A 24,543-nucleotide genomic window follows, 5' to 3' on the forward strand; every position below is an offset into this window, starting at 1 on the left:
TCTAGCGTTCTGCCTTCGAGCCGGAACCTGAACCTGGGGCAGCCCGGAGGGCTTCGAGGTTCGCATCCACCAGGGACTGTGCCGCCTGTCGGGGCGTGATGCCCTGATGCTTCGCGTCGCCGAGCACTTGGGTCGTGAGTTCGCTCAGAGTCTGGGTCACCATCGTACGGCTGTCCTCCCAGCTGCCGTCGACATCACCGAAGGTCACCCACCACCACCAGGCATTCGTTGCGGAATTCGCGAGGAAGTCGGGAACGACCGTGATTCCGCGGTCCTGCAGTCGGGACTCAGCCTCCGGTAGGACCGGCATGTTCGCGGCCTCGACGATGAGCCCGGCGGTGATGGACTCACAATTCTCGTTCGTGATTGCGTAGCTGACAGCGGCCGGAACCAGCACATCGCAGTCAGCGGCCAGCCAGTCCCCGCGGTCTCCGTCAAGGTCTTCGGAACGTAGTGCGGACCGGTCGATGCCGCCGAAGGGATCCCGTGTGGCCAGCAGGGCCTCAACGTCGAGGCCGGCCGGGTTGGACACGAACCCGTCGGCATCGGCGATGCCGACGATGCGCACTCCCGCCTCGGCGAGGAATCGGGCGCTCGCCCCGCCCATCGAGCCGAATCCCTGAATCACGGCACTCGCGGTTGCCGGGTCCCGTCCCTCGGCTTGAAGTGCGGCGATCACCGAGGTGGCCACTCCGAGTCCGCCGACGAGTTCGTCCTGCCCCACACCGTCGACGATCGTGGAGAAGGCGATCTCGGATCGCGCTGCTGCGGCTTGTGGGTCTGTGAGCAGCTTCTCGACGGCGCTGAGTCCGCTTCCCAGCTCGCGCGTGTCGAGGATGTCGTCGATGTCGCCCTGGCGCACGCCCAGGTCTTCACCGAGGGCCCAGTAGGCGCGCATGAGCGGGTTCACGGCGACGAGGAAACGTTCGAGGATGTCTTTGGCTCCGGACGCACGTGGATCGAAGTCGATGCCGCCCTTGGCACCGCCGACGGGAACGTAGTGCCGGCCGGCTCGCAGGTGGATTGCCTCCTTGCGCGTCATCCCCTGAGCCAGACCCCGCACCTCTTCGAGGGTGCACCCCTGGCGCATTCGCAGGCCGCCCGAGGCCGTTCCCCTCACCAATGTGTCGATGACGACGAAACCGTTCGCACCGGTAATCGGATCCTGCCAGGTGATGTCCATGAACATGTTGCTCCCCACGATCTTATTGAACCGCCATTCAGCTAGTCTCAGACCATCAGTCTGACCGTCGAGGGACCGCCGCGTCAAGAGTACGGAGAGAATTGAGACCGGCTCAGTCCAGTTCGCGTGCCACGAACGTGTCGACCCAGTCAGAAAGCACCTCCGGGGACACGGATTCGGGGTTGAAGATGAGCTGGACCGCGAGCCCGTCAAGGTAGGCCAGGATCCGTGTCGCGCAGCCCTCGGCAACCGCGTTGAACGAGGAGTCTGCGGCCGATGAGGAGTCCGCAGCGTCTCTGGCATCTGCCGCGTCTGCAGTCTCTTCCGCGTGGCTGAATCGGAATTCCTCGGCTTCGGCTCCCTCGGCGATGAGCCCGGCCAGTATCGCCTTCCACTCTCGGTCGAGGGCTGAGAAGGTCGACTTCACCCCTTCGTCGAAGAGCCCGGCAGACCAGCCATCGATCCAGATCTTCCAACTCCTCGTCGAACCGGTGGGCATGTACCACTGGACAACGGATCTCAGCCTCTCCGTTGCCGGCTTGCGGGCTGCCGCGAGTCGACGTGCGCGGTAGAGATCGTTCTCTCCCGCATGAGCGAAGGCAGCGGCAACGAGGGCTTCCTTCGTCACGAAATGGTAGATCACCAGGCTCGGACTCAACTTCAGTCGAGCGGCGACATCGGCCACTCGCAGCGTGCGCAGTCCGGTGCTTTCGATCTCTTCGACGGTCGCGGCCAGGATCTCCTCCCGGCGGACCGATGCACTTTTTCTTGGCATGAACTTCTTCCCCACACAGACAGAAATGGCTGTACAACAAGATTCTTGTTGTACAGCCATTCTAAACGCTCATAACCGGCGAGGCCGAGGAAACTACCTCAGGGCAGTGCGACGTCGGCCTGCGGTCCCACGAGGGACAGCGACTTCGGTCGGCTCATCAGGTCACCAGCCATCGTCGACACCTGCTCAGCAGTGACAGAGCGGACGCGTTTGATGAGGTCGAGCGGAGACTCGAGTGGGCTTCCGAAGATCTCGGACCTGGCCAGGCGATTCATGCGCGCGGCCGAGGACTCGAGTCCGAGGACCATCGAGCCCGAGAGCTGTGATGCGATCGCGTCCAGCTCCGCACCGCTGGGCGCTTCCTGGGCAATACGGTCCCATTCGGCCAGTGCCAGGTCGACGACGGCCTGCCCGTTCTCCGGTGTGCAGCCGGCATAGATGCCGAACGTGCCGAAGTCGGTGAACTGGCTGGCCACACAGTTGACGGCGTAGGCGAGACCGTGGTCTTCGCGCACGCTCTGGAAGAGACGCGAGGACATGCCTCCACCGAGCATCGTCAGCAGCACCGAATAGATGAAACGATCCGGGTGGCCCTCTTCCAGTCCTTCACAGCCCAGCAGGATTCCCAGCTGTTCAGTGTCCTTGACCGTCTGTGAGCGACCCGAATGGAATGTCGGCACTTCGCGCGCGTTTCGGCCCAGCACTGAACCTGCATCCGCGGCAGCGCTGTCCCAAGTATGTGAGCCCGCCTCTGAGCCGACACCAGCCCGAGCCAATGCCTCGTCGACCATGTTCAGGACCTCGTCGTGGGTGGCGCCGCCGGCTGCGGCGATGACCAGACGCGGCGGAACATAGGTCGTCGAATGGTGCTCGAGGAGTGTGTGGTGACCCAGAACGCGGATCTGGTCCTTGGTGGCACCGACCGGGCGCGCCAAGGGGTGATCGCCGAAGATGAGTTCGTCGAAGTCATCGAACAGGACGTCGCCGGGGTCGTCGGCCGACATTGCCAACTCTTCGATGATGACCCCGCGTTCACGTTCGAACTCCTCGGCATCCAGCTTCGAATTCGAGACCATGTCAACGAGGAGCGCGGTGATGTCCGCCAGGTCTGTGACCAGGCAGCGCGAGTAATAGCAGGTGAGTTCCTTGGCCGTGATGGCGTTGGAGTCTCCCCCAGTCCGGTCGAAGGCCGCTGCGATCGACTTCGCGTCCTTCGTCGGCGTTCCCTTGAAGAGCATGTGCTCGAGGAAATGGGTCGAACCGGCGGTCTCGATCGATTCGTCACGCGAACCGGCCGCGACCCAGATGCCGATCGTCTCCGAGGCAAGTCCCGGCATGTGTTCAGTGGTCACTGTTAAACCACCGGGGAGGACAGACCGATCAATTCGGCTGCCCTCCCCGGTGTGAGAATCCTTGAGTATCAGTTGTCTGATCCCTCGTCTGTCTCTTCGTCATCGTCGCCGACTGGCGAGAGTGACAGCTTGCCGCGGTCGTCGATCTTCGTGATCTCGACCTGGACCTTCTGTCCGACTCCGACGACGTCTTCGACGTCCTCGACGCGCTTGCCATCGTTGAGCTTGCGCAGCTCGGAGATGTGCAGCAGTCCGTCCTTGCCCGGTGTCAGGGAGACAAATGCGCCGAAGCTCATCGTCTTCACGACGGTGCCGAGGTAGCGTTCGCCGACCTCAGGAACCTGCGGGTTGGCAATGGCGTTGATCATCGAACGAGCAGCCTCTGCTGACTCGCCGTCGGTGGCACCGATGAGGACTGTTCCGTCGTCTTCGATGCTGATGTCAGCGCCGGTGTCTTCCTGCATCTGGTTGATCATCTTGCCCTTGGGTCCGATGACCTCACCGATCTTGTCGACAGGGATGTTCACCGAGATGATGCGTGGAGCGGTCGGTGCCATCTCTGCCGGAGCGTCGATGGCCTCGGCGATCACGTCGAGGATGACCATGCGGGCTTCGTGGGCTTGCTTGAGTGCGGCACCGAGCACCGAGGCGGGAAGGCCGTCGAGCTTGGTGTCGAGCTGGATCGCGGTGATGAAGTCACGCGTACCGGCGACCTTGAAGTCCATGTCGCCGAAGGCGTCTTCTGCGCCGAGGATGTCCGTCAGTGCCGCGTAGGCGGTCTGGTCACCGGAGTCGGTGGAGATGACGTCGGAGACGAGGCCCATGGCGATGCCTGCAACAGGAGCCTGCAGCGGCACACCGGCCGAGAGCATGGCCAGAGTCGAGGCACAGACCGAACCCATTGAGGTCGAACCGTTGGATCCGAGTGCTTCGGAGACCTCACGGATGGCGTAGGGGAAGTCCTCACGCTTCGGCAGAACCGGCACGAGAGCACGTTCAGCCAGTGCACCGTGACCGATTTCGCGACGCTTCGGGCTGCCCACACGACCGGTCTCACCGACCGAGTAGGGCGGGAAGTTGTAGTGGTGCATGTAACGCTTCGTGGTCACAGGCGACAGCGAGTCGATATGCTGTTCGAGCTTGAGCATGTTCAGCGTGGTGACGCCGAGGATCTGGGTCTCTCCGCGCTCGAAGATGGCCGAACCGTGTGCACGTGGGATCACGTTGGTCTCTGCGGTCAGCGGACGGATGTCCTTGAGACCACGACCGTCGATGCGGATCTGCTCGGTCAGGATGCGCTTGCGCACGACCTGCTTGGTCAGTGCGTTGAGAGCACCGGCGATTTCCTTCTCGCGGCCCGCGAAACGCTCGCCCAGCTGGTCGAAGAGCTCAGAGAGCAGAACTTCGCCGGCTGCTTCGCGTTCCTGCTTGTCAGCGATCTGGAAGTTTTCGGTCTGCTTGGCTTCGGCGAGTTCACGCACAGCCTCGTAGACGTCGTCCTGGTAGTCCTTGAAGACAGGGAACTCGACGGTGGGCTTGGCAGCGCTGTCGGCCAGCTCCTGCTGCGCACGGCAGAGTTCGCTGATGAAGGGCTTCGCAGCTTCGAGTCCCTCGGCCACAACCTCTTCGGTCGGTGCGGGGGCACCGGTCTTGATGCGGTCCATGGCGTTGTCCGTGGCTTCTGCCTCGACCATCATGATCGCAACGTCGTCACCGACGACACGGCCGGCGACGACCATGTTGAAGACGGCGTCGTCGAGCTGAGAATGGTTTGGGAAGGCAACCCACTGGCCGTCGATGAGTGCGATGCGCACACCGCCGATGGGGCCGGAGAAGGGCAGCCCAGAGAGCTGAGTCGACATCGAGGCGGCGTTGATGGCCAGCGCGTCGTAGATGTGGTCAGGGTGGATCGACATCACTGTAACGACGACCTGGACCTCGTTGCGCAGTCCCTTCACGAAGGAAGGGCGCAGGGGGCGGTCGATGAGACGGCAGGTCAGGACTGCGTCGGTCGAGGGACGTCCTTCGCGGCGGAAGAACGATCCCGGGATGCGGCCCGCGGCGTACATGCGCTCTTCGACGTCGACTGTCAGGGGGAAGAAGTCGAAGCCCTCACGGGGGTGCTTGCCGGCCGAGGTGGCCGAGAAGAGCATGGTTTCGTCGTCGAGGTAGGCGACGGCAGAACCGGCGGCCTGTTGGGCGAGCCGCCCTGTTTCAAAACGGATGGTGTGTGAACCGTAGCTGCCATTGTCAATGTGCGCTACGGCGGATTCAGGGTTGAGTCCCACGTATTCTCCTTGTTCGTAACCGGCACGCGGACACCTTCGCAGTCCGAAGGCGGAAAGCCCGCGTGAATCCGGTGGATATTGGCTTGGACATCCCATGGATCCAAGCCGGTCATCGATCGGGGCCCACGGAACCGGCAGTCGTCTGCCCGTTCTTCCGGAGGCCACTACCGAGGACCGAAACGTCCATGGCATGATTGTCCACTTTGAAGTCTACCGCAGTTGCCTCGTCGAGCCATCGAGACGCATACCACCCGGGCATGCCGAGAACTCGTGCTGTCGCGGAAATCCGGATGCCACGGGAATTGAGCTGCCTGGGAAGACGAAGAAGCGCCCTGCATGATGCAGGACGCTTCGTGTCGCACTCAATATGAGGGGGCTGGTCTCAGCGACGCAGGCCCAGGCGCTTGATGAGCTCGCGGTAGCGCTCGATCTCGACGCGCTGCAAGTACTTGAGCATCCGGCGGCGCTGGCCGACGAGGAGCAGCAGGCCACGACGTGAGTGGTGGTCGTGCTTGTGATCTTTGAAGTGCTCGGTGAGCTCGGTGATCCGGCGGGTCAGCAGCGCAACCTGGACCTCGGGAGAACCGGTGTCGCCCTCGTGAGTTGCATATTCCTTGATGACTTCTTGCTTTTCAGCAGTACTGAGAGCCATGGACTTCTCCTTTTGATCGTTGCGCGGCGCCGAGACCTGTCAGTCTCAGCACTATCGAACCGCGGCCGGTGAAAACGGCAAGGTTCAGTTTATCAGGTGTGGAGGACCTCGCGCACATCGGCAATATCCTCATGCATCTTCACAACGAGTTCGTCCATGCCGGTGAACGTCACCTGTCCCCGGATCCGTGACACGAATTCGAGTGTCATGTGCCTGCCGTAGACGTCGAATTCCCCAAATTCCTTATCGAGAACATGCGCTTCGACGCGTCGGATGTTGCCTTCGAACGTGGGATTCGTCCCCACCGAAATGGCGGCAGGGTAAGCCTGATTCTCCCCGGAGAAAGTCGCCCACCCGGCATAGACGCCGTCGGCGGGAATGAGGCCGGCGGCATCCTCGGACAGGTTCGCGGTCGGGAACCCGAGGTCGCGACCGCGGGCATCGCCGTGGACGACAGTCCCCTCAACCCGGTGGTAGCGACCCAGCTGATCAGCAGCCTCGGCGACATCACCGGCGGCGATCTGCTCACGGATCCGGGACGAGGAGTACCGTCCCCCACGTCCGACCTCTTCGATCGTCTCGGTCCGAAATCCGTATTTCTCGCCGAGGTGGCGCAGAGTTTCGATGGTGCCTTCGTTGTCTTTGCCGAAGCGCACATCATCGCCGACGACGACGACTTCACAGTGCAGAGCCTCAACGAAGTAGGTGCGGACGAACTCCTCGGCGCTCTGGGCCGCGAAATCGAGGTCGTAGCGCTGGACGAACAGGGCGTCGATGCCGGTGTCCGAAATGAAGTCGGCCTTCTGCTTCGTGCTCGTGATCATCGGAGTGGGTCCATCCGGGCGGTGGACCGTGCGCGGATGCGGGTCGAAGGTCATGGCCACGGAGCGCAGAGATCGCTCGCGGGCCAGCGCCGCGACGGCTTGGAGAACGGTCTGGTGACCGCGGTGGACCCCGTCGAAGTTTCCGAGGGTCACGACGGTGCCGACATCGTCGGTCCTGACCTCATTCAGTCCGTGATAAAGCTCCACTCGACGTTTGCTCCTTCCGTGCACCGAATCAGGTTATCTCAGAGATGTTCCCACGTGCTAACCCGCTCCCCTGTCGGGAGATGGCTCTGTCAGGAGATGACCGCCCAGCCGATCACACCGATCAAGGATGCGATCGCGATGGACACGAACGTGCCGATGATGAATCGTTCGCCGGCGGCAGACGACGATTTGATCTCTGCGAAGCGCCCGAGCCCCTTGACTGCGATGACGACGGCCATGAGCTCGGGCCGCCCCAGCACGATGGCACCGGCGATGAGTGCACGCTCGACGATGCCGATCCACATTCCACCCCGCAGGACCTCGATGTCCTCACTGCCGGTGCGACTCGGCTTCGAACCGGGGCCGTCGTGGGTCAACCTCAGGAACAGCGGAACCAGCGGGTACCCGCCTGCCCCGGCGACGATTGCGGCGAGGACCGCGATGAGTACGTCAAACCACAAGGGCACCTGCCTGAGAATCGCTGCCTGAGCCGGCTTCTGACCGAGCGAGGTGGAAGGTCGAGAGCGCGCAGGCGCCTTCGATGAGTTCCACACTGCCCGGGGAGAGCACCCGCGACACAGCTTGTTGGGAGACGTCGAAATGTTCGGCGATGTCGTGCTGTGTGGATTCGGGCCGGTCGAGTCGACGTTCGATGTAGCGACGTGACTGAGACCGGATGTTCTCGAATGTCCAGACCATCAGCCGCAGAGCACTTTCGGCCAGTTGCGACTGCTCGGTCGCCGGATCCGACTGCTCGGTCGTCGGATCCACGACGAGATGCGCCGGCGCCCCCTTTGCGGCCTCGACCGCGCGCCTGGCTGCATAGAAGGCCTCTCCCCTGCCCTCGGCAGTGGAGGCCGGTAATGGGGTTTCGACCGGGCCGATGCCGATTCCGATATGCCACCCGGTCTGAGCAGCCAACAGTCGGACGGCCAGAGTCACCTGTTCCGCCGAGCTGAGAACGCCCTGCACCTCATCGCCGATCGTGCGTTCGAAGCCCCGCTGGGTCTCAACGCGGGCGAGGATCTCAAGCAGACCGGGCACCTCATCGGTGCGGTCGCGGGATCCTCGCTGGTCGATGGTCATGACATACATGACTCAAGTACACCAAACCCGCTGACAAGAAACAAGCGTTTCAGTTGTATTGACTGAATACAAGCAAATCACTTGTACTATCAGGCGAGGTCGATGGCGAATGCCGTCTGGGACTTCAGCACTCCCCCGGCTCGCACCTCGGCGATCGAGACGAGCTCATCGCCGGAGACCACAGCGACCTCGCTGCCCTGCTCAGGGCTGCGGTCCGTGCTGACCCTCTTGCCCTGCATGAGTGCCTTGGCCTCCTCCGAGTCCACGTGCACCGTCGGAAGCAGGGTCTGGGCCACCTCGGCGAGGGATATCAGTGCGGGCGCCCCGGTGTCGAGATCCTCGGGGATCGTCACCGCCTGGTCCAGGTCGAAGGCGCCCACGCGGGTGCGCCGCAGCGCGGTCAGATGGCCATGGACGCCGAGGCTGGTGCCAAGATCTCGCGCCAGAGCACGCACATAGGTTCCCGATGAGCAATCGACTTCGACGTCGACGTCAATGTGACCCTCGGCAACGGAGAACCGAGTATCGAGAATGGTGAAGTTCGAGATCTCGACCCTGCGGGCCTTGAGCTCAACGTCTTCACCGGCACGCACGCGGGCGTAGGAGCGTTGGCCGTTGACCTTGATTGCGGAGACGGCACTGGGAACCTGGTCGATCGATCCCGTCAGCGCGAGAACGCCTTGGGCGATCGACTCACCGGTGACTGCCGCCAGTGCGGCCGGTTCGGCGAAGAGATCCGGTTCGGAGTCCGCGTCATCCGTGGGCGTGGCCGAGCCGAGGCGGATCGTGGCCAGATAGGTTTTGGACACACCGGTGATGTATCCCAGAAGTTTGGTCCCGCGGCCCAGTCCGAGCACGAGCACGCCCGTGGCCATCGGATCGAGTGTTCCGGCGTGCCCGACCTTGCGGGTGCCGTACCAGCGCCGAATCCGAGAGACGACGCCGTGGGAAGTCAGGCCCTGGGGCTTGTCACAGACAAGGACGCCCTGTGGCGCGGAATCGTTCACGTGGCAGGTGCGATCAGTTGAACGATACGTGCACGTGGTCGAAGTGGTTGTCCGTTGGTGATCCACGGTCTTCCATGCTGGACCAGCCGCTGCCGGGGTTCCAGATGCGCTGCTTCCAGATCACGTACTTGACGTTGAGGGCACCCGAGTTCTTGATCAGGTAGTCGGCGATGCGGTCGCCGGTGGAGTCGGCGATCATGATATCGACGGCCCCGCCTGTGTAGTGGTCGGATGTGCCGGAGCCCGGGCGAACGCCGCCGTAGGTCTTGACCTCGGGGAATTTCGCACACACGGCGCGGTAGCCGTTGACCGCATTGGGCTGCAGACCGGATTCGATCGAGGACGAGACCGAGCAGGGCTCGTTCGAGATGCCGGATGGGGTGTCTCCACCCTTAGAGGACTTGTCGTCGGAGGACTTCGCGCTGCCGGACTCCGCGTCGGCCTTCTCAGTCGTCGCAGACGGTTTGGGCTTCGGAGTTTTGACGTCGAGCGTCGTCTTCGATGTCTTGTTCTTGTACTTGGGATCGTCCTTGACATCCTTGATGTACTCTTCGCCGGCCTTCTTGCGCTGGGCGTCGATCTCGTCCTGGCTGACAGCCGAAGGCCTCGACTGCGGCTGCTGCGCCGAGGTCTCAGCTGCCTCGGTCGTGACGTTGCCGGCCTCGGGCGGGCTCATCACGACGGTGGAGCCGACAACGGCTGCAGTGGCGGCGGCCGGAACCGCGATAGCGGCAACGACAGGACGCTGACGGACAGTGGCCAACACCGAGGTGGCGGTTGACGGCGCGTCCGAGGAGTGCCGACCGGCAGAGCGCTTGCTGGCGGGGGTCAGATCCCGGACCAGCTGCTTAGCAAAGCCAGGCTTTGGCGAAGAGTGCTTACCCAATGCAGAAATCCCTTGACAGAGTCGTAATCATTTCGTTACCAGAAAAAGTCTAAACCAGAACCGAAAGATAACAAAACTGTTACGTGAAGTTTTTTGCTCACAGTGACAGAGATCGCGTCTGCGCGGTTTCCCGCGCGGTTCAGCGCTCAGTCCTCGTCTTCGACGTCGGCCCTCTTGTAGGGGTCGACATCTCCAGCAGGTTTCGCGTCCTTGGCCAGGCCGGCCACCCGAGCGTCATCGGCTGCGGCTTTGGCGAGAAGACCGTCGAGGTGAGCGGCGGCCTCCGGCACGGCGTCGGCGATGAATTCGAGGCTCGGGGTGAGTCGAATCGTGAGGCCCTTGCCGACCTCGGAGCGGATGAAGCCCTTCGCGGATTCCAGTGCTTTGCCTGTGGCTTCCAGGTCCTGTCCGTCGCCGAAGACCGTGTAGAAGATCGAGGCGTGCTGCAGATCTCCGGTCACGCGCACATCGGTGACCGTGACGAAACCGAGACGTGGGTCCTTGAGTCTGCGTTCGATCGTGCTGGCGACGATGACCTTGATCTGGTCGGCGATCTTACGCGCCCGAGTTGCATCTGCCATGGTGTCTTCCTTCTTCGTCTGAATCGTGTTCGTGACCGAGTTCGTTGGGAACTGCCACTTTCGTCTCTGGGGTGGTGCTGTGCGTGAGTTTCTGGGTGTAGCTGGGCGCCGAAGCACAGACCGGGTCCTGCCCGGGCCGTATGCGGGCGAGTGGACTCATGCCACCCGCTCGCACACTACCCGTTCAGAACCCGGCCTGGAGAGCGATGCGCTGATCAGTCGCGAGGCTTCTCACGCATCTCGACGGTCTCGATGATGTCACCGGTTCGCAGATCGTTGAAGCTGCCCAGGCCGATGCCGCACTCGTATCCTTCGCGGACCTCGGTGGCATCGTCCTTGAAACGACGCAGGGACTCGATCTTGACCTTTTCCCCGACGACCACGCCATCACGGGTGACGCGAGCAGACGCGTTCCTGGTGATGTGACCGTCGCGAACGATACAACCGGCGATGTTGCCGAACTTCGAGGAACGGAAGACTTCGCGGATTTCCGCGGTGCCTGTCTGGACCTCTTCGTACTCCGGCTTGAGCATGCCCTTGAGCGAGCTCTCGATATCGTCGATCGCCTGGTAGATGACCGAGTAGTACCGGACGTCGACGCCTTCGCGTTCTGCCAGGTCGCGTGCCTTCGCTTCCGGACGGACGTTGAAGCCGAGGACGATCGCATTGTCGACCGTGGCCAGGTTGATGTCGTTCTCGGTGATCGCACCCACACCGCGGTGGATGATGCGCAGGTCGACGTCGTCGCCCACATCGATCTTGAGCAGCGAATCTTCCAGTGCTTCGACAGCACCGGACACGTCGCCCTTGAGGATGAGGTTGAGCATGTCGACCTTGCCCTCGGCGAGCGCCTTGGTGAAGTCCTCGAGGCTGATGCGCTTGCGACCGCGAGCCTGAGCTGCGTTGCGCTCGATGGCGTCACGCTTCTCAGCGATCTGGCGGGCGGTGCGATCATCATCTGTGGAGATGAACGTGTCACCGGCGCGCGGCACTGAGGACAGACCCAGCACCTGGACGGGACGGGATGGTCCCGCTTCCTCAACGAGGTTGCCGTTCTCATCAAACATGGCACGCACACGTCCGTAGGCGGTGCCACACACGATGGCATCTCCCTGACGCAGTGTGCCGGAGTCGACGAGCACGGTGGCAACCGCGCCGCGGCCCTTGTCCAGCTTGGCTTCGATCGCGATGCCGCGAGCGGACTTGTCCGGGTTGGCCCGGAGGTCCAGTGCAGCGTCGGTGGTCAGCAGGACGGATTCGAGCAGCTTGTCGATGCCCTCGCGCTTGAGCGCGGAGATCGGCACGAACATGGTCTCGCCGCCGTATTCCTCGGCGACCAGGTTGTATTCGGTCAGCTGCTGCATGACCTTGGCGGGGTTGGCGCCTTCCTTATCCGTCTTGTTCACTGCCACCACGATCGGCACATTCGCGGCCTGAGCGTGGTTGAGTGCTTCAACGGTCTGCGGCATCACGCCGTCATCGGCTGCGACCACGAGGATCGCAAGGTCGGTCGACTTCGCACCACGGGCACGCATAGCGGTGAACGCCTCGTGACCTGGGGTATCGAGGAAGGTGATCTTGCGATCGATGCCTTCGTGTTCGACCTCGGCCTGGTAGGCACCGATGTGCTGGGTGATTCCGCCGGCTTCGCGGGACGCCACGTTCGCGGAGCGGATGGCATCGAGAAGCTTAGTCTTACCGTGGTCGACGTGACCCATGACGGTGACGACCGGTGGGCGTGCTGCGAGATCATCGTCGTCCTCGTCCGCGGCTTCCGCGTCCAGGTCGATGTCGAAGGTCTCGAGCAGCTCACGGTCTTCGTCTTCGGGTGAGACGATCTCGATCTTGTAGCCGAGCTCCTCGCCGAGGACCTCGAAGGTGCCCTCGTCCAGAGACTGGGTGATGGTCGCCATCTCGCCGAGGTGGAAGAGCACGGTGACCAGGTTCGTCGGATCGGTGTTGATCTTTTCAGCGAAGTCAGCCAGCGAGGATCCACGACGCAGACGCAGCGGAGTGGTGCCGTTGCCGCGTGGAACAGAGACGCCACCGACGGACGGTGTCTGCATCTGCTCGAACTCGGCGCGCTTGGCCCGCTTCGACTTACGTCCCTTCTGACGGGGACCTCCACCGCGGCCGAATGCACCCTGGGTGCTTCCGCGACCGCGACCTGAGCCACGGCCGCCTGGGCCGCCTCCGGGTCCGCGACGACCTGCGGGTGCGCCGCCTGGGGCAGCACCTGGTGCACCGGGTGCGCCACCGCCGGCGGGCGCGTTGCCGCGTCCTCCGCCGCGACCGCGGCCTGGAGCTGGCTTGTTCAGCGCAGAGTTCTTCATCATCGATGGGTTGGGGCGAGGTGCGCCCGGGCGTGGTGCCGGTCGTGGACCTGCTGAGCCCTCTTCACCGGATGCACGAGGTGGCTTCTGGCCTGGCTTCGGCATTCCCTGCGAATTCGCAAACGGGTTGTTGCCCGGACGCGCACCTGGACCACCTTGGCCACCCTGGCTGCCGGGGCGATTGCCGGACTTCGGTCCGCCGCGTCCTGCCGGCTTGGGCATTCCCTGTGCTGGTGCGAAGGGGTTGTTTCCGGGGCGAGCCGGCGAGCGACCGCCTGGCTTCGGAGCAGCGCCCGGCTTGGGTGCCGAACCTGGCTTCGGAGCAGCACCTGGCTTCGGCGCGTTCGACCGCGCTGCGGGCTTGGCCTGCTCAGCTGCGGGCTCGGTGGGAGCCGCAGCTGCGTCGGTGTCAGCGGCCTTGGCGTCTGCAGCTGGTTTGGCGTCTGCGGCCGGTGCTGCTGGTGCTTCGGACGTAGCCTCTGCGGCAGGCTTCGGAGCTGCAGCTGGCTTCGCACCGGGCTTGGCACCGGTCGACTTGGCTGCGGGCTTCGACTCTGCAGCCGTGGAATCAGCGGCTTCGGTCACTGCCGAGCTTGCCTTCGCCCCGGGTTTGGCGGCGGGTTTGGCTCCTGGCTTAGCCGAAGTCTTTGCGCCGGGCTTGGGCGCACCTGGCTTCGCTGCGGGCTTTGCGCCCGGCTTGGCTGCCGACTTCGAATCGGCGGATGCGCCGGATGCCTTGTCTGCGCTGGAGTCGGCTGGAGCCGAGTCTGCGAATGCTTCTCTCACCTTGCGCACAACCGGTGCTTCAAGGGTCGAGGATGCGGAGCGAACGAATTCGCCTAGGCCCTGGAGTTTCTCGAGGACGTTCTTACTTGTAGTGCCGAGCTCTTTCGCGAGCTCATGAACACGGGGCTTTGCCACAGTTCTCCTGTCCGGGTTCTTTCCCGGTCAGGAAAGAACCTCATCAATGAAGAGCAGTTCTCATTTCACTGCTCTCTCGAATTCCGATAGCGGTGTCATCGCACGACACTCACAACTTGTCATCCATTCGGGCTACCCGCTCTTCTTGGGTTCGGTATCCATCCTCGGCAGGTCCGAGGCGGTGACCTTCGTTCGAAAGGCTCGAGCGAAGGATGCGGCCGTCAGCGCCTTCTTCAGGCATGTGGCGGTCGGGTGCACCCAGACTCCTCGTCCCGGAAGTGTCGCTGACACGTCATGGACGATGGCTGGATGCTGATCGGGTCGAATCACGAATCTTGTGAGTTCTTTCCGGTCGGCCTTTTGCCTGCAGGCGATGCACGTCCTTTGGGGTGCCGCGCCTACAATCACAGTAAACAATTCTACAGCACTTCCATCCCCACCTGTGCCACGGCTCGAGTGGTTCAGATCACGCTTGATGCCTACTCGCCTGGGATGATGTCAATCTTCCAACCGGTGAGCTTGGCCGCCAGACGTGCGTTCTGTCCTTCCTTGCCGATGGCCAGGGAGAGCTGGTCGCGCGGGACGATGGCGCGTGATTCCTGCAGGTCAGGGTCGAGGATGTCGACCTTCGACGCTTTGGCGGGCGAGAGTGCATGGGCGATGAACTTGGCCGGGTCATCGCTGTAGTCGACGATGTCGATCTTCTCCTGGCCCAGTTCGTTCATCACGGCGCGCACGCGGGAACCGAGTTCACCGATGCATGAGCCCTTCGCATTCACGCCGGGCTTCGTGGCGCGCACTGCCAGTTTGGTTCGGTGCCCGGCTTCACGAGCCAGGGAGACGATCTCAACGGTGCCGTCTGCGATCTCCGGTGCTTCGTGTGCAAACAGCCGACGAACGAGGTTCGGGTGCGTCCGCGAGACAGTGACAGAAGTTCCCTTAGGACCCTTGTGGACGTCTGCGATGTAGACGCGCAGGCGCTGTCCGTGACGGTAGGTCTCTCCGGGAACCTGCTCGTGCGGAGGCAGAACTGCCTCAACTTCGCCGAGGTCGACCTGCACCATCTGCGGGTCTCTGCCCTGCTGGATGGTGCCGGCGACGATCTCGCCTTCACGGCCCTTGAAGTTGCCGAGCACCGATTCGTCTGCGACATCGCGCAGACGCTGGTGGATGACCTGGCGAGCTGTCTGGGCAGCGATGCGTCCGAAGCCGGTGGGCGTATCGTCGAATTCACCGATCGGGTTGTCATCGTTGTCGAATTCGACCGCGAGGATGCGGACTTCGCCGGAGGTCTTGTCCAGTTCGGCGCGGGAGTCTGGCCACGCGCCCTCGGTCTTCTGATAGGCAAGGAAGAGCGCTTGTTCGATGAGTTCGATCAGAGTGTCGAGCGGAATCTCCCGCTCTCGCTCGATAATGCGCAGAACACTGAGGTCGATATCCATGGCCTATATCCTCTCCGGCTCCCTCGAGCATTGAATTGTCGGTCTTCATTTATGCAGGCGTGACATTCTATCTCAGATTACGCTCACCGAAATTTGAGTTCGACCTGTGCCTTGACGATGTCGCCCAGCGACACGGTCCGCTTCTCACGGCTGGCGGGGTCGATTCCCGAAATTGAGTTCTCGCCCACATCGTCGAGATCGAGCTTGAAGGTATCCTTCTTCGTGCTGATTTCGAGTCGACGGCCGATCACGCGTTTGAAGTGCCGCGGGGATTCGAGCTTCCTCGTCGCCCCCGGGCTCGTCACCTCGAGCTGATAGGGCTTGTCACGGAAGATCTCGACGTCGTCGAGGGTGTCGCCGACGAGTCGGCTGGATTCGGCGATCTTCTCCATCGACATCGGTTCCGTACTGGACTCGTCAAGGTCGACGACGACCGTCAGCGCCCGCCTTTGCCCTGCGGCGACTGCCTTGACCGATTCCAGGTAGAAACCGGAGGTCTTCAGCGGCTCCCGCAGAAGTTTCTCGATCTGCGCCACGTCTTCATCCATGTGTCCTCCAGTCCTCATCCCGCGGCCGAGGGGTGCCTCGCGCGGGTACGTCGTATCTGCCCTGCTGATTGCCTATGCCCAACCCTAAGCGACTCCCCCGGGTGGGGTTAAGCATCCGCTACGATTGGCCTATGCGTTTTCCCGTCAGCCGTCGCGCTCTTCTCCTCTTCGGTGCGAGCGGGGCCGGCCTGAGCCTGCTGTCGGGCTGCGGAGTGAGACTCGATACTCCCCCGGATGTGCCGACTCTCGATGAGACGAATCAGCTGCGCAACCGCATCGCCAGGATCCTCGCCGCCACGACCGCGGGAGACACGGATCCCGAGACCGCAGGTGAGGATCTGCAGAAGCTCCGCACTGCCATCGGTCCGGTGTGGTCACCACCCACGGAGGTGGCAACCGAGGCCCCACCGTCGGAGAAGCCGCGGTCCTACATCGCCGCCGCCGAGGTGGTCTCCACCGCCGTATTCACCGCTCTGCCGACCTTGGGCTCAACTCTCATTCCTGTGCTCGTTGACGTCGCGACTGGCCTTGCGTTGACCGCGGGGGCAGAAGAGCACGCGAAGATCATCCGTGACGCAGATGCACTGATCCGCGACTCTCGCCAGCCCAGTCCTGACTCGGCCTCGGGCGAACCTGAGGCTGCGAAGGACTCGGGCTCTCCTGACGAACAGGGACCCACCGCCGACGATTCCACTGCTTCCCCGATGTGGAATGAGATCCTCGACCAAGCCAGGGCCGCCTCCTACGGATATGAGCGTCTCGCCGTGAACTTCGACTCGAAGTCGCGTGAGCGCAAACGTGCGGTCGCCCGTTTGGAGTCCTTGGGCTCACTGGCAGGAGAGATGCTTGAGAAGCTCGGCGAGAAGAACGCGGACGCTGGTGCTCCCTCGTGGAAGCTCGACCCCAGCCCCACCGACCCGGCGACCGCCAAAGAGCTGGCCCTATCCCTCGAGGACGGCCTCGCAGCCGCCATCCTGCCATGGCTGCAGACCGACACACGAGCCGCTCTGCGACTGTGGGAGTCGGCACAAGCCCGCATGGTCTTCGCCAGCCCCCAGGTGCTGCGTTACTCCTATTCCGAGGACTCGGGAACCGCGGAGGCACAGAAATGAAGGTGCCACCGGTCCTGTTCAACGCCACTCGCGACATCATCGGCGAATTCCGCACCACCTCCTGGGTCGCCGCATTGGATTTCATGGCCACTGAGCTCGCCGATCGCTGGAAGCTGAGCTTCGACGATGTCCCCGGCTCTCCTTGGGCCGGTTGCGAGAGCCTCGTCATCCCGGTCCTGACCCAGGAGCACTACCAGGGGGTGCTGCGGTTCGCCGCCCCCACCTCGGCGCACACTGCCGCGCATGCGCAGGCCCTGCGGGCGTTGAAGATGTGGAACGGGCACGGCGCCGTCCGGGTGGTCAGGGACGATCACAGCTTCCGGGTAACGCTGCAGGAGCGGTTGCGGACCGAGGACAATCTGTCTGTGCTTCCTCTGGCCGATGTGCCTCCGGTCTGGGGTGCCCTGCAGAGGTCGCTCGAGATTCCCGCGGATTCCGACTTTCTGCGGGTCCAGGATGTGGCGGCAGGCTGGTTGAGCACCTTCGATGCTGATGCCGGTCTGCTCAGCGGCTGGTCAGAGGCAGGTCCCGGTGATTCGCTTCTGCTCTCGTTCGCGCGCAATTGGATGCAGACGCTGGCCGCTTCAGAGGAGAATTGGCTCATCCACGCCGATCTGCATTACTACAACATCCTCGCCGGCAACCCCGATGCCGCCGGCATCTCCACGTGGAAGGCCATCGACCCGCAGCCGCTGTCGGGGCCGACCGCCTACACCTTGGCGCCGGTGCTGTGGAATCGTCTCGTGGAGATCCCGTCCCAGCATCCGCAGGCCCAGGCCGCGTGGCTGCGCGGCTTCGCCACCGACCTCGCACTGTGCGCAGGCATGGACCCACAGTACGGAATGGGTTCCGCCGTCGCGCGGGAGGTCACGAACATGTTCTGGTATCTCAGGTCTGCTCGCAGCGGTTCGACCGGGGCCTTGGCCGATGCCGCACGGTCCTTGTGGGTGGCGCGTGCCCTGTCCGGTGCCGACGTCGCCGGCGTCAACGCCCACGCACTCAAACCCATCGGCTGAACACTCCCCTAAACCTCCCCGACGTCGCTGATGGCACCCGGCGCCGGGGTCGTTTAGTGACGTCGGGGAGGTTTAGCGATGGTGTCAGTCAGTGAATGAGGCCGGAGATCACGTCGTAGCCGAGTTTGAGGATCATCGCGGAGACCACGATGACGAAGACGACGCGGACGAAGCCGGATCCTTTCTTCAAGGCCGTGCGCGCACCGAAGATTCCGCCGAGCACGTTGCCCACTGCCACGACGAGGCCGAGCGCCCACACGACTTGGCCGTCGGGGATGAAGAAGACGAGGGCTCCGAAGTTCGTCGCCCAGTTGATGACCTTCGCTGTGGCCGAGGCCTGGAGGAATGAGAACCCGATGACCGTGACGAACGCGATGACGAGGAAGGAACCGGTGCCCGGGCCGAGCACGCCGTCGTAGACGCCGATCGTGAGTCCGATCAGCCATGACAGCCCATGATGGCGTTTCGAGGACTCCCCGAACCGCAGGGTCGCATCGGCGCCGAGGCTGGGGTTCAGGACCGTGAAGAGTCCGACCCCGATGAGCGCGATCAGGATGATCGGTGTGAAGAGTTCACCGGGGACCAGGGTCGCGAGTTTGGCGCCGAGGACGGCACCGAGGAACGCCGTGGCGGCGGCAGGGATCGTCGCCGATCTGTCCGGCGTGATCTTGCGCAGATAAGTCACCGCCGAGGCGGTTGTCCCCGCGATCGATCCCACCTTGTTCGTGGCCACCGCCTGGACCGGTGTCATGCCGGGCACCAGCAGCAGCGCCGGCAGCTGGATCAGACCGCCGCCGCCGACTACGGCATCGATCCACCCGGCCAGTACGCCCGCGGCCAACAGCCACAGGAGCATCCCGAGGGTGACATCGATGCCGGCGGTGAGGGTTTCCATCACCTGGGTCGGCTCAACGTTCAGATGTTTCCGCGATCGCAGCGTCTGCCGCGGAAGCAGCCGCGGCGTAGGCGGCGCGGATCGTGGCCACGGTGGAGGCGACCACCTCGGCGACGGGCTGCTCCTGCTTCTCATCGGCCAGACGGTTGCGGACTTCGACCACTCCATCGGCCAGGCCGCGACCGACGACGATCACGGTCGGGATGCCGATGAGTTCAGCATCAGCGAACTTGAAGCCGGGTGAGACCTTGAGGCGGTCGTCGAGGAGGACGGTGACGCCCTCTGATTCGAGCTCGGATGTCAGCTTCTCGGCCGCCTCGGCGATCTCTTCGCCCTTGCCTGCGGCGATGATGTGCACATCGGCCGGGGCCAGGTGCTGGGGCCAGAGGAGACCGCCTTCGCTGTGGTATTCCTCCGCGATGCAGGCCATGACACGGGTGACGCCGAGGCCGTAGGAGCCCATAGTCACGGTAGTGGCCTTGCCGTTCTGGTCCAGGACCTTGAGATCAAGGGACTCGGCGTACTTGCGGCCCAGTTTGAAGATCTGACCGATCTCAACGCCACGGGCCAACTCGAGCGGGCCAGAACCGTCGGGCGCGGGGTCACCGAGGACCACCTCGGCGGCCTCGATGGTGCCGTCGGAGGTGAAGTCGCGACCGGCGACGAGATCGAAGACGTGGCGGCCGGGCTCGTTGGCGCCGGTGATCCACCGGGTGCCCTCGACGACGCGAGGATCGAGGAGATAGCGGACCTTCGAGGTGCCCTCGAGTCCAAGCACCTGGTTGTCGAGGTCGAGGCCTGGCCCGATGTAGCCCTTGATGAGCTCCGGGTGAGCGGCGAGATCTTCGCTGGTGGCGGCCTCGAGATCGACTTCGCCGTTGCCGAGCATTCCGGTTCCGGCGGCGCGGTCCAGGTCGACGTCGCGGTCTCCGGGAAGGCCGATGACGATGATCTCGCGGGTGCCGTCGGGGTGGGTGACGGCGCAGACGACGTTCTTGAGTGTGTCTGCTGCGCTCCACTCGCGGTCCTCGCGAGGGTGATCGGCGTTCGCTGCGGCCACGAGGGACTCGATCGTGGGGGTGTCGGGGGTGTCCTCGACGTGGGCTGCGGGTGAGTCTTCGAACGGGATCGCCTCGGGCACGATCGAGGTCACTGCCTCGACGTTCGCGGCGTATCCGCCGGGTGAGCGCACGAAGGTGTCTTCACCGACCTCGGAGGGGTAGATGAATTCCTCGGTACCGGAGCCGCCCATGGCGCCGGGTGTGGCTTTGACGGGCAGGCAGGGCAGGCCGAGGCGGGCGAAGGCGCGCAGGTAGGCCACGCGCATGGCTTCGTAGGAGGCGTCGAGTCCGGCGTCGTCGATGTCGAAGGAGTAGGCGTCCTTCATGATGAATTCGCGTCCGCGCAGCAGACCCGCGCGGGGCCTGGCCTCATCACGGTATTTGGTCTGGACCTGGTAGATCGAGAGCGGGAGGTCCTTATAGGAGGAGTACAGGTCCTTGACGAGGAGGGTGAAGACCTCTTCGTGTGTGGGTGCCAGAATGTAGTCGTTGTCCCTGCGGTCCTTGAGGTGGAACAGGTCGGGTCCGAAGGCTTCCCAGCGGCCGGACTTCCGGTACGGGTCGGCGGGCAGCAGACCGGGGAAATGGACTTCCTGTGATCCGGCTTCGGCCATCTCTTCGCGCACGATGGCTTCGATCTTGCCCAAGACCTTCAGTCCCAGCGGCAGCCATGTGTAGATCCCCGGGGCCGATCGGCGGATGTAGCCCGCACGGTGCAGAAGTTTGTGGCTGGCGACCTCGGCACCGACCGGGTCCTCCTTCTGGGTTCGCACAAACAGGGACGACATGCGCAGGGCCATGGGTGATACTCCTCAACTTGTCAAGACTCAGATCGAACACTATCGCACGCGAGTATCCACACGGCAATTATGGGACAAAACCGATCGCTCGCGTGGTTGGAAGGCGGCAGTCAGCGGGTGGATTCGCGTGGTGGGGGAAGCGAATTAGACTGGTGGGCACAGACGTCCACCAGGGCCTGAACGATTCAGGCCGATACGCTGTCCCACCGACTCCCTGACCGATACGAAGAGCATGCCTGATTCCACTCAACTGACGCAGTTCCCGCGGCCCTCGGTCGCGGTCGACACCGCGGTCCTCTGCCCCGTCCCTCGGCGTGGCCTGCACGTGCTCCTCACTCATTCCGGCGATGGCGTGTGGCAGCTGCCGGGGTCGATTCTGCGCCCCCAGGAGCGACTCGCCGAGGCTGTTGCCCGGTGTCTGCACGAAAAGGCGCGGCTTGTCGACCGTGCCCCAGTTCAGCTCCATGTCTTCGACCAGCCCGATCGTGATGATCGCGGGTGGGTGATCTCGGTGGCACACCTCGACGTGCTGTCGACGAACGATGTCGGATTCGGTGACGCGAGTACCCCGGAGACAGAGCCTGACCCGAAGGATGCCCGGCGGAGAAAGCTGGCTCCTGTGCATTCGGTGCGTGAGCTCAGCGCCGAGCATCAGGAGATCGTCCGAGTGGCGGTGCACCGACTGCGTGCCCTGCATGAGCGCACACCCGACCCGTTCGGGCTGTTGCCGAAGGAATTCTCGCTGCGACAGCTGCGCGAACTGCACGAGGTCGTTTCCGGCGAGGATCTGCAGGCAGACACCTTTCGCCGCACGATGCTTCCGCTGCTGGCACCGACTGGGCAAGCTGTGTCCCAGGGGCGCGGTCGCCCCGCCCAGACATTCACCCGCCGCTCCGAGATCGCGCTGCGTCGCGATGCAGACGTCCCAGCACCGAGCGCGGGCACCGACGATAATGGACTCTGATGTGTTGAACGCTGATGTGATGGAGGCCGACTGTGGAGATTGACCGTTCGCCCGGCAAGCACGTTCGTGTCGACGTCTGGCTGTGGACGACCAGGATGTTCAAGACCCGAAACCTGGCGACTCAGGCCTGCCGCGGCGGACACGTCCAGGTCGATGGTCAGCGTGTCAAGGCAGCGCAGAAGGTCTCCATCGGCCAGGAGGTGCGCGTGCGCAAAGCCAGCACCGAATTCATCTGGAAGATCACCGGCTTCATCCCCACTCGGCCGCAGGCCTCGATCGCTGTGCAGTGCTACGAAGACCTCACTCCGCCGCCGGATCCTGCTCTGCGCGGATTCGTCCCCCGCCGAGACAAAGGATTGGGACGGCCGACGAAGAAGGACCGTCGGGAGATGGAGAAGTTTCTGGGCGACATGGCCAAACCCCGAAACTGGGATCGCCGAGACTCCTGAGGCTGCCGCTGGCCGCGCCGCTGGCCCACAACCATTCGCCGCCGGCGTGAGGCCGGTCAGAACATGACGGTGGCGAAGGTGCCGACCTGTTCGAACCCGACGCGTGTGTACATGCGCAGGGCCACCTCGTTGTAATCATTGGCATAGAGGCTCACAGTGGTATGCCCCGCGGCTCGAGTCTGCGCGACGACGGCCGCCATTCCGGCAGCGCCCAGGCCCTGCTGGCGAACGTCGGGATGGACCCAGACGCCCTGAACCTGAACGATGCGCGGTGCCCGGATGCCGATGTCTGCCTTGAACAGCACCTGCTCGGCCTGCTCCGTCGCCGGCCAGCGTCTGACCGCACCGCCCTGAGGCAGAGTCTCGGAGATGCGTGCAAAGCAGTTCTTACCCCGAATGATGTTGCGGACTCGGGCCAGGTAGCTCGCCTGGCCGCCCTCGACGGGAGAGAAGCCCACCTCGTTGGTGAACATGTCCACGCTGGCAGAGAACACTGCGGGCAGCTGCTCCACCGTGACCAAGTTGACGGCCTCGTCGGGTTCGATCAACGGGTCGGAGCTGATGGCCAACAGCGGCTGGCGGTCACGGACCCCGCGGGGACGCCCCCAGTTCAGGCGGCTGTGCAGATCGAGGATGATGTCGCGGGCGCCGATGAGTGAACAGGAGTAGCGCCCATCGGCGTTGAGCTTCTCCGCAAGCACCTGGTTGGTGCCTGGGGTCGCAGCGACGGGGATGATGTTGCCGCCCACCCAGTAGGCTGCGACCGGACGATCGCCGTTGAAGACTCCCAGCAGGGTACCTGCCGGGGACCCCATCTGAGCTGTGCCGGTGACTTCGAGCAGCGCGATGAGGTAGACGTTCTCACACGGGTTGCGTGCGAGCAGATCCTTCAGCCAGTCAGTGTGCTGATGTCCCAGCCGAGCGACTCTCAGCACGAGAGCGCCTCCTTGTTCAGATCCTCACACACCGGGAAATTTCTCCGCCAGGACTGGGCTCAGCCGACGACGACGTCGGGCGACCCGGACGGGATGTCGGACTCAGCTGCGATGCGATTGGCTTCTTCGATGAGAGTCTCGACGATCATGTCCTCGGGCACGGTCTTGATGACCTCACCCTTGACGAAGATCTGGCCCTTGCCGTTGCCGCTGGCCACACCGAGGTCGGCTTCACGAGCCTCACCGGGACCGTTGACGACACAGCCCATGACAGCCACACGCAGAGGAACCTCCATGCCTTCGAGACCGGCAGTGACCTTGTCCGCGAGGGTGTAGACGTCGACCTGGGCGCGTCCGCAGGAGGGGCAGGAGACGATCTCGAGTTTGCGAGGTTTGAGGTTGAGGCTCTCCAGAATCTGGTTGCCGACCTTGATCTCCTCCACCGGTGGGGCAGAGAGGGAGACGCGAATCGTGTCGCCGATGCCCTGCGACAGCAGTGTGCCGAAGGCGGTCGCGGACTTGATTGTGCCCTGAAAGGCGGGCCCAGCCTCGGTGACGCCCAGGTGCAGGGGCCAGTCGCCGCGTTCGGCGAGCAGCTCGTAGGCGCGGACCATGACCACGGGGTCGTTGTGCTTCACAGAGATCTTGAAGTCGTGGAAGTCGTGTTCTTCGAACAGCGAGGCCTCCCACACGGCGGACTCGACGAGCGCCTCCGGAGTGGCTTTGCCGTATTTCTCCATAATCCGCTTGTCCAGGGATCCGGCGTTGACACCGATCCTGATCGAGGTTCCGGCGTCATTTGCCGCCTTCGCAATCTGCTTGACCTGATCGTCGAATTTGCGGATGTTTCCGGGATTGACGCGGACAGCGCCGCAGCCGGCGTCGATCGCGGCGTAGACGTACTTCGGCTGGAAGTGGATGTCGGCGATGACCGGGATCTGCGACTTCTGCGCGATGATCGGCAAAGCGGCAGCGTCATCGGGTGAGGGGCAGGCCACCCGCACAATGTCGCAGCCTGCGGCAGTGAGTTCGGCGATCTGCTGCAGAGTCCCGTTGATGTCAGTGGTCTGCGTCGTCGTCATCGACTGGACACTGACAGGGAAATCGGAACCGACGCCGACCTTTCCGACCTGGATCTGTCGCGTCTTCCGTCGCGGCGAGAGCACAGGAGGTGGTGGGGCAGGCATTCCGAGATTGACCGATGTCACGAAGACATTCCCTTCATT

General features: G+C 63.6%; 23 protein-coding genes. 4 read left to right on the top strand and 19 right to left on the bottom strand.

Going from position 1 to position 24,543, the window contains the following annotated elements; all coding sequences use genetic code 11:
- Position 1: 1 nt before the first annotated feature.
- The 15 genes from BSP239C_RS06650 to rimP all read right to left on the bottom strand — a co-directional run bounded on the left by BSP239C_RS06650 (position 2) and on the right by rimP (position 16,085).
- Positions 2 to 1,189 (bottom strand): Glu/Leu/Phe/Val dehydrogenase dimerization domain-containing protein, encoded by a 1,188-nt coding sequence (locus BSP239C_RS06650; protein WP_101571160.1) that lies wholly within the window; start codon positions 1,187 to 1,189, stop codon positions 2 to 4.
- A 106-nt stretch (positions 1,190 to 1,295) separates the two neighbouring features.
- Positions 1,296 to 1,958 (bottom strand): TetR family transcriptional regulator C-terminal domain-containing protein, encoded by a 663-nt coding sequence (locus BSP239C_RS06655; RefSeq protein ID WP_101571162.1) that lies wholly within the window; start codon positions 1,956 to 1,958, stop codon positions 1,296 to 1,298.
- A gap of 98 nt (positions 1,959 to 2,056) precedes the next feature.
- Positions 2,057 to 3,310, bottom strand: coding sequence for a pitrilysin family protein (locus BSP239C_RS06660; RefSeq protein ID WP_101571166.1), 1,254 nt, complete (start codon positions 3,308 to 3,310; stop codon positions 2,057 to 2,059).
- Between the two features lie 68 nt (positions 3,311 to 3,378).
- Positions 3,379 to 5,598 carry a polyribonucleotide nucleotidyltransferase gene (locus BSP239C_RS06665; RefSeq protein ID WP_101571168.1) on the bottom strand — a complete coding sequence of 740 codons (2,220 nt, stop codon included), beginning with the start codon at positions 5,596 to 5,598 and terminating at the stop codon, positions 3,379 to 3,381.
- A gap of 382 nt (positions 5,599 to 5,980) precedes the next feature.
- On the bottom strand, positions 5,981 to 6,250 hold the full coding sequence (rpsO, locus tag BSP239C_RS06670; protein WP_101571170.1) for a 30S ribosomal protein S15: 270 nt from the start codon (positions 6,248 to 6,250) through the stop codon (positions 5,981 to 5,983).
- Positions 6,251 to 6,342: 92 nt separating this feature from the next.
- Entirely contained in the window at positions 6,343 to 7,281 is a 939-nt protein-coding gene (locus tag BSP239C_RS06675) for a bifunctional riboflavin kinase/FAD synthetase (protein ID WP_101571172.1), read from the bottom strand.
- 89 nt (positions 7,282 to 7,370) lie between these two features.
- Positions 7,371 to 7,748: a hypothetical protein gene (locus BSP239C_RS06680; RefSeq protein ID WP_101571173.1), complete on the bottom strand. Its 378-nt coding sequence runs from the start codon at positions 7,746 to 7,748 to the stop codon at positions 7,371 to 7,373.
- Positions 7,732 to 8,376 (bottom strand): hypothetical protein, encoded by a 645-nt coding sequence (locus BSP239C_RS06685; RefSeq protein ID WP_101571176.1) that lies wholly within the window; start codon positions 8,374 to 8,376, stop codon positions 7,732 to 7,734. The genes BSP239C_RS06680 and BSP239C_RS06685 overlap by 17 nt, the downstream gene beginning before the upstream one ends.
- 80 nt (positions 8,377 to 8,456) lie before the next feature.
- A complete protein-coding gene (gene truB / locus BSP239C_RS06690) occupies positions 8,457 to 9,374 on the bottom strand; it encodes a tRNA pseudouridine(55) synthase TruB (protein WP_101571179.1) in 918 nt (305 codons plus the stop codon).
- Between the two features lie 13 nt (positions 9,375 to 9,387).
- Positions 9,388 to 10,260 (bottom strand): ligand-binding protein SH3, encoded by an 873-nt coding sequence (locus BSP239C_RS06695; protein ID WP_101571182.1) that lies wholly within the window; start codon positions 10,258 to 10,260, stop codon positions 9,388 to 9,390.
- 146 nt (positions 10,261 to 10,406) lie between these two features.
- Positions 10,407 to 10,841 (bottom strand): 30S ribosome-binding factor RbfA, encoded by a 435-nt coding sequence (rbfA, locus tag BSP239C_RS06700; RefSeq protein ID WP_101571185.1) that lies wholly within the window; start codon positions 10,839 to 10,841, stop codon positions 10,407 to 10,409.
- Between the two features lie 215 nt (positions 10,842 to 11,056).
- Positions 11,057 to 14,095 carry a translation initiation factor IF-2 gene (gene infB, locus BSP239C_RS06705; protein ID WP_101571187.1) on the bottom strand — a complete coding sequence of 1,013 codons (3,039 nt, stop codon included), beginning with the start codon at positions 14,093 to 14,095 and terminating at the stop codon, positions 11,057 to 11,059.
- Between the two features lie 132 nt (positions 14,096 to 14,227).
- The gene (locus BSP239C_RS06710) at positions 14,228 to 14,503 is read right to left on the bottom strand and encodes a YlxR family protein (RefSeq protein WP_101571189.1); all 276 of its coding nucleotides are present in this window, start codon (positions 14,501 to 14,503) and stop codon (positions 14,228 to 14,230) included.
- A 71-nt stretch (positions 14,504 to 14,574) separates the two neighbouring features.
- The gene (gene nusA / locus BSP239C_RS06715; RefSeq protein ID WP_101571190.1) at positions 14,575 to 15,537 is read right to left on the bottom strand and encodes a transcription termination factor NusA; all 963 of its coding nucleotides are present in this window, start codon (positions 15,535 to 15,537) and stop codon (positions 14,575 to 14,577) included.
- Positions 15,538 to 15,620: 83 nt separating this feature from the next.
- Positions 15,621 to 16,085, bottom strand: a complete 465-nt coding sequence (gene rimP / locus BSP239C_RS06720) for a ribosome maturation factor RimP (protein ID WP_101571192.1) — start codon at positions 16,083 to 16,085, stop codon at positions 15,621 to 15,623.
- Between the two features lie 131 nt (positions 16,086 to 16,216).
- Between rimP and BSP239C_RS06725 the strand changes: the two genes are divergently transcribed.
- Both BSP239C_RS06725 and BSP239C_RS06730 read left to right on the top strand, forming a co-directional pair.
- Entirely contained in the window at positions 16,217 to 17,197 is a 981-nt protein-coding gene (locus BSP239C_RS06725) for a hypothetical protein (RefSeq protein WP_101571194.1), read from the top strand.
- Positions 17,194 to 18,213 carry an aminoglycoside phosphotransferase family protein gene (locus BSP239C_RS06730; RefSeq protein ID WP_101571196.1) on the top strand — a complete coding sequence of 340 codons (1,020 nt, stop codon included), beginning with the start codon at positions 17,194 to 17,196 and terminating at the stop codon, positions 18,211 to 18,213. The genes BSP239C_RS06725 and BSP239C_RS06730 overlap by 4 nt, the downstream gene beginning before the upstream one ends.
- Before the next feature lie 88 nt (positions 18,214 to 18,301).
- Here BSP239C_RS06730 and BSP239C_RS06735 read toward each other — a convergent pair whose 3' ends face one another.
- Positions 18,302 to 19,108 carry a TSUP family transporter gene (locus tag BSP239C_RS06735; RefSeq protein ID WP_101571198.1) on the bottom strand — a complete coding sequence of 269 codons (807 nt, stop codon included), beginning with the start codon at positions 19,106 to 19,108 and terminating at the stop codon, positions 18,302 to 18,304.
- Between the two features lie 13 nt (positions 19,109 to 19,121).
- Complete coding sequence (locus BSP239C_RS06740) at positions 19,122 to 20,969, bottom strand: proline--tRNA ligase (RefSeq protein ID WP_101571200.1); 1,848 nt, start codon at positions 20,967 to 20,969, stop codon at positions 19,122 to 19,124.
- Between the two features lie 232 nt (positions 20,970 to 21,201).
- Here BSP239C_RS06740 and BSP239C_RS06745 point away from each other — a divergent pair, with 232 nt between their 5' ends.
- On the top strand, positions 21,202 to 21,933 hold the full coding sequence (locus BSP239C_RS06745; protein ID WP_101571202.1) for an NrtR DNA-binding winged helix domain-containing protein: 732 nt from the start codon (positions 21,202 to 21,204) through the stop codon (positions 21,931 to 21,933).
- A 32-nt stretch (positions 21,934 to 21,965) separates the two neighbouring features.
- Positions 21,966 to 22,382: an RNA-binding S4 domain-containing protein gene (locus BSP239C_RS06750; RefSeq protein ID WP_101571205.1), complete on the top strand. Its 417-nt coding sequence runs from the start codon at positions 21,966 to 21,968 to the stop codon at positions 22,380 to 22,382.
- Between the two features lie 56 nt (positions 22,383 to 22,438).
- Here the strand turns inward: BSP239C_RS06750 and BSP239C_RS06755 are convergent, their stop codons facing one another.
- Positions 22,439 to 23,317 (bottom strand): DUF4081 domain-containing GNAT family N-acetyltransferase, encoded by an 879-nt coding sequence (locus BSP239C_RS06755; RefSeq protein ID WP_101571207.1) that lies wholly within the window; start codon positions 23,315 to 23,317, stop codon positions 22,439 to 22,441.
- Positions 23,318 to 23,376: 59 nt separating this feature from the next.
- Positions 23,377 to 24,525 (bottom strand): flavodoxin-dependent (E)-4-hydroxy-3-methylbut-2-enyl-diphosphate synthase, encoded by a 1,149-nt coding sequence (gene ispG, locus BSP239C_RS06760; RefSeq protein ID WP_101571209.1) that lies wholly within the window; start codon positions 24,523 to 24,525, stop codon positions 23,377 to 23,379.
- Positions 24,526 to 24,543: the final 18 nt, after the last annotated feature.

Source organism: Brevibacterium sp. 239c (assembly GCF_900169365.1).
GTDB lineage: Bacteria > Actinomycetota > Actinomycetes > Actinomycetales > Brevibacteriaceae > Brevibacterium.

What these genes read in the sequence shown, in the direction of transcription:
- rimP (WP_101571192.1), bottom strand. Translation starts at nt 16,085, where the DNA reads ATGGATGAAGACGTGGCGCAGATCGAGAAACTTCTGCGGGAGCCGCTG.
- BSP239C_RS06730 (WP_101571196.1), top strand. Translation starts at nt 17,194, where the DNA reads ATGAAGGTGCCACCGGTCCTGTTCAACGCCACTCGCGACATCATCGGC.
- BSP239C_RS06655 (WP_101571162.1), bottom strand. Translation starts at nt 1,958, where the DNA reads ATGCCAAGAAAAAGTGCATCGGTCCGCCGGGAGGAGATCCTGGCCGCG.
- nusA (WP_101571190.1), bottom strand. Translation starts at nt 15,537, where the DNA reads ATGGATATCGACCTCAGTGTTCTGCGCATTATCGAGCGAGAGCGGGAG.
- BSP239C_RS06725 (WP_101571194.1), top strand. Translation starts at nt 16,217, where the DNA reads ATGCGTTTTCCCGTCAGCCGTCGCGCTCTTCTCCTCTTCGGTGCGAGC.
- BSP239C_RS06740 (WP_101571200.1), bottom strand. Translation starts at nt 20,969, where the DNA reads ATGGCCCTGCGCATGTCGTCCCTGTTTGTGCGAACCCAGAAGGAGGAC.
- rbfA (WP_101571185.1), bottom strand. Translation starts at nt 10,841, where the DNA reads ATGGCAGATGCAACTCGGGCGCGTAAGATCGCCGACCAGATCAAGGTC.
- rpsO (WP_101571170.1), bottom strand. Translation starts at nt 6,250, where the DNA reads ATGGCTCTCAGTACTGCTGAAAAGCAAGAAGTCATCAAGGAATATGCA.
- BSP239C_RS06685 (WP_101571176.1), bottom strand. Translation starts at nt 8,376, where the DNA reads ATGTATGTCATGACCATCGACCAGCGAGGATCCCGCGACCGCACCGAT.
- BSP239C_RS06745 (WP_101571202.1), top strand. Translation starts at nt 21,202, where the DNA reads ATGCCTGATTCCACTCAACTGACGCAGTTCCCGCGGCCCTCGGTCGCG.
- BSP239C_RS06650 (WP_101571160.1), bottom strand. Translation starts at nt 1,189, where the DNA reads ATGTTCATGGACATCACCTGGCAGGATCCGATTACCGGTGCGAACGGT.
- BSP239C_RS06735 (WP_101571198.1), bottom strand. Translation starts at nt 19,108, where the DNA reads ATGGAAACCCTCACCGCCGGCATCGATGTCACCCTCGGGATGCTCCTG.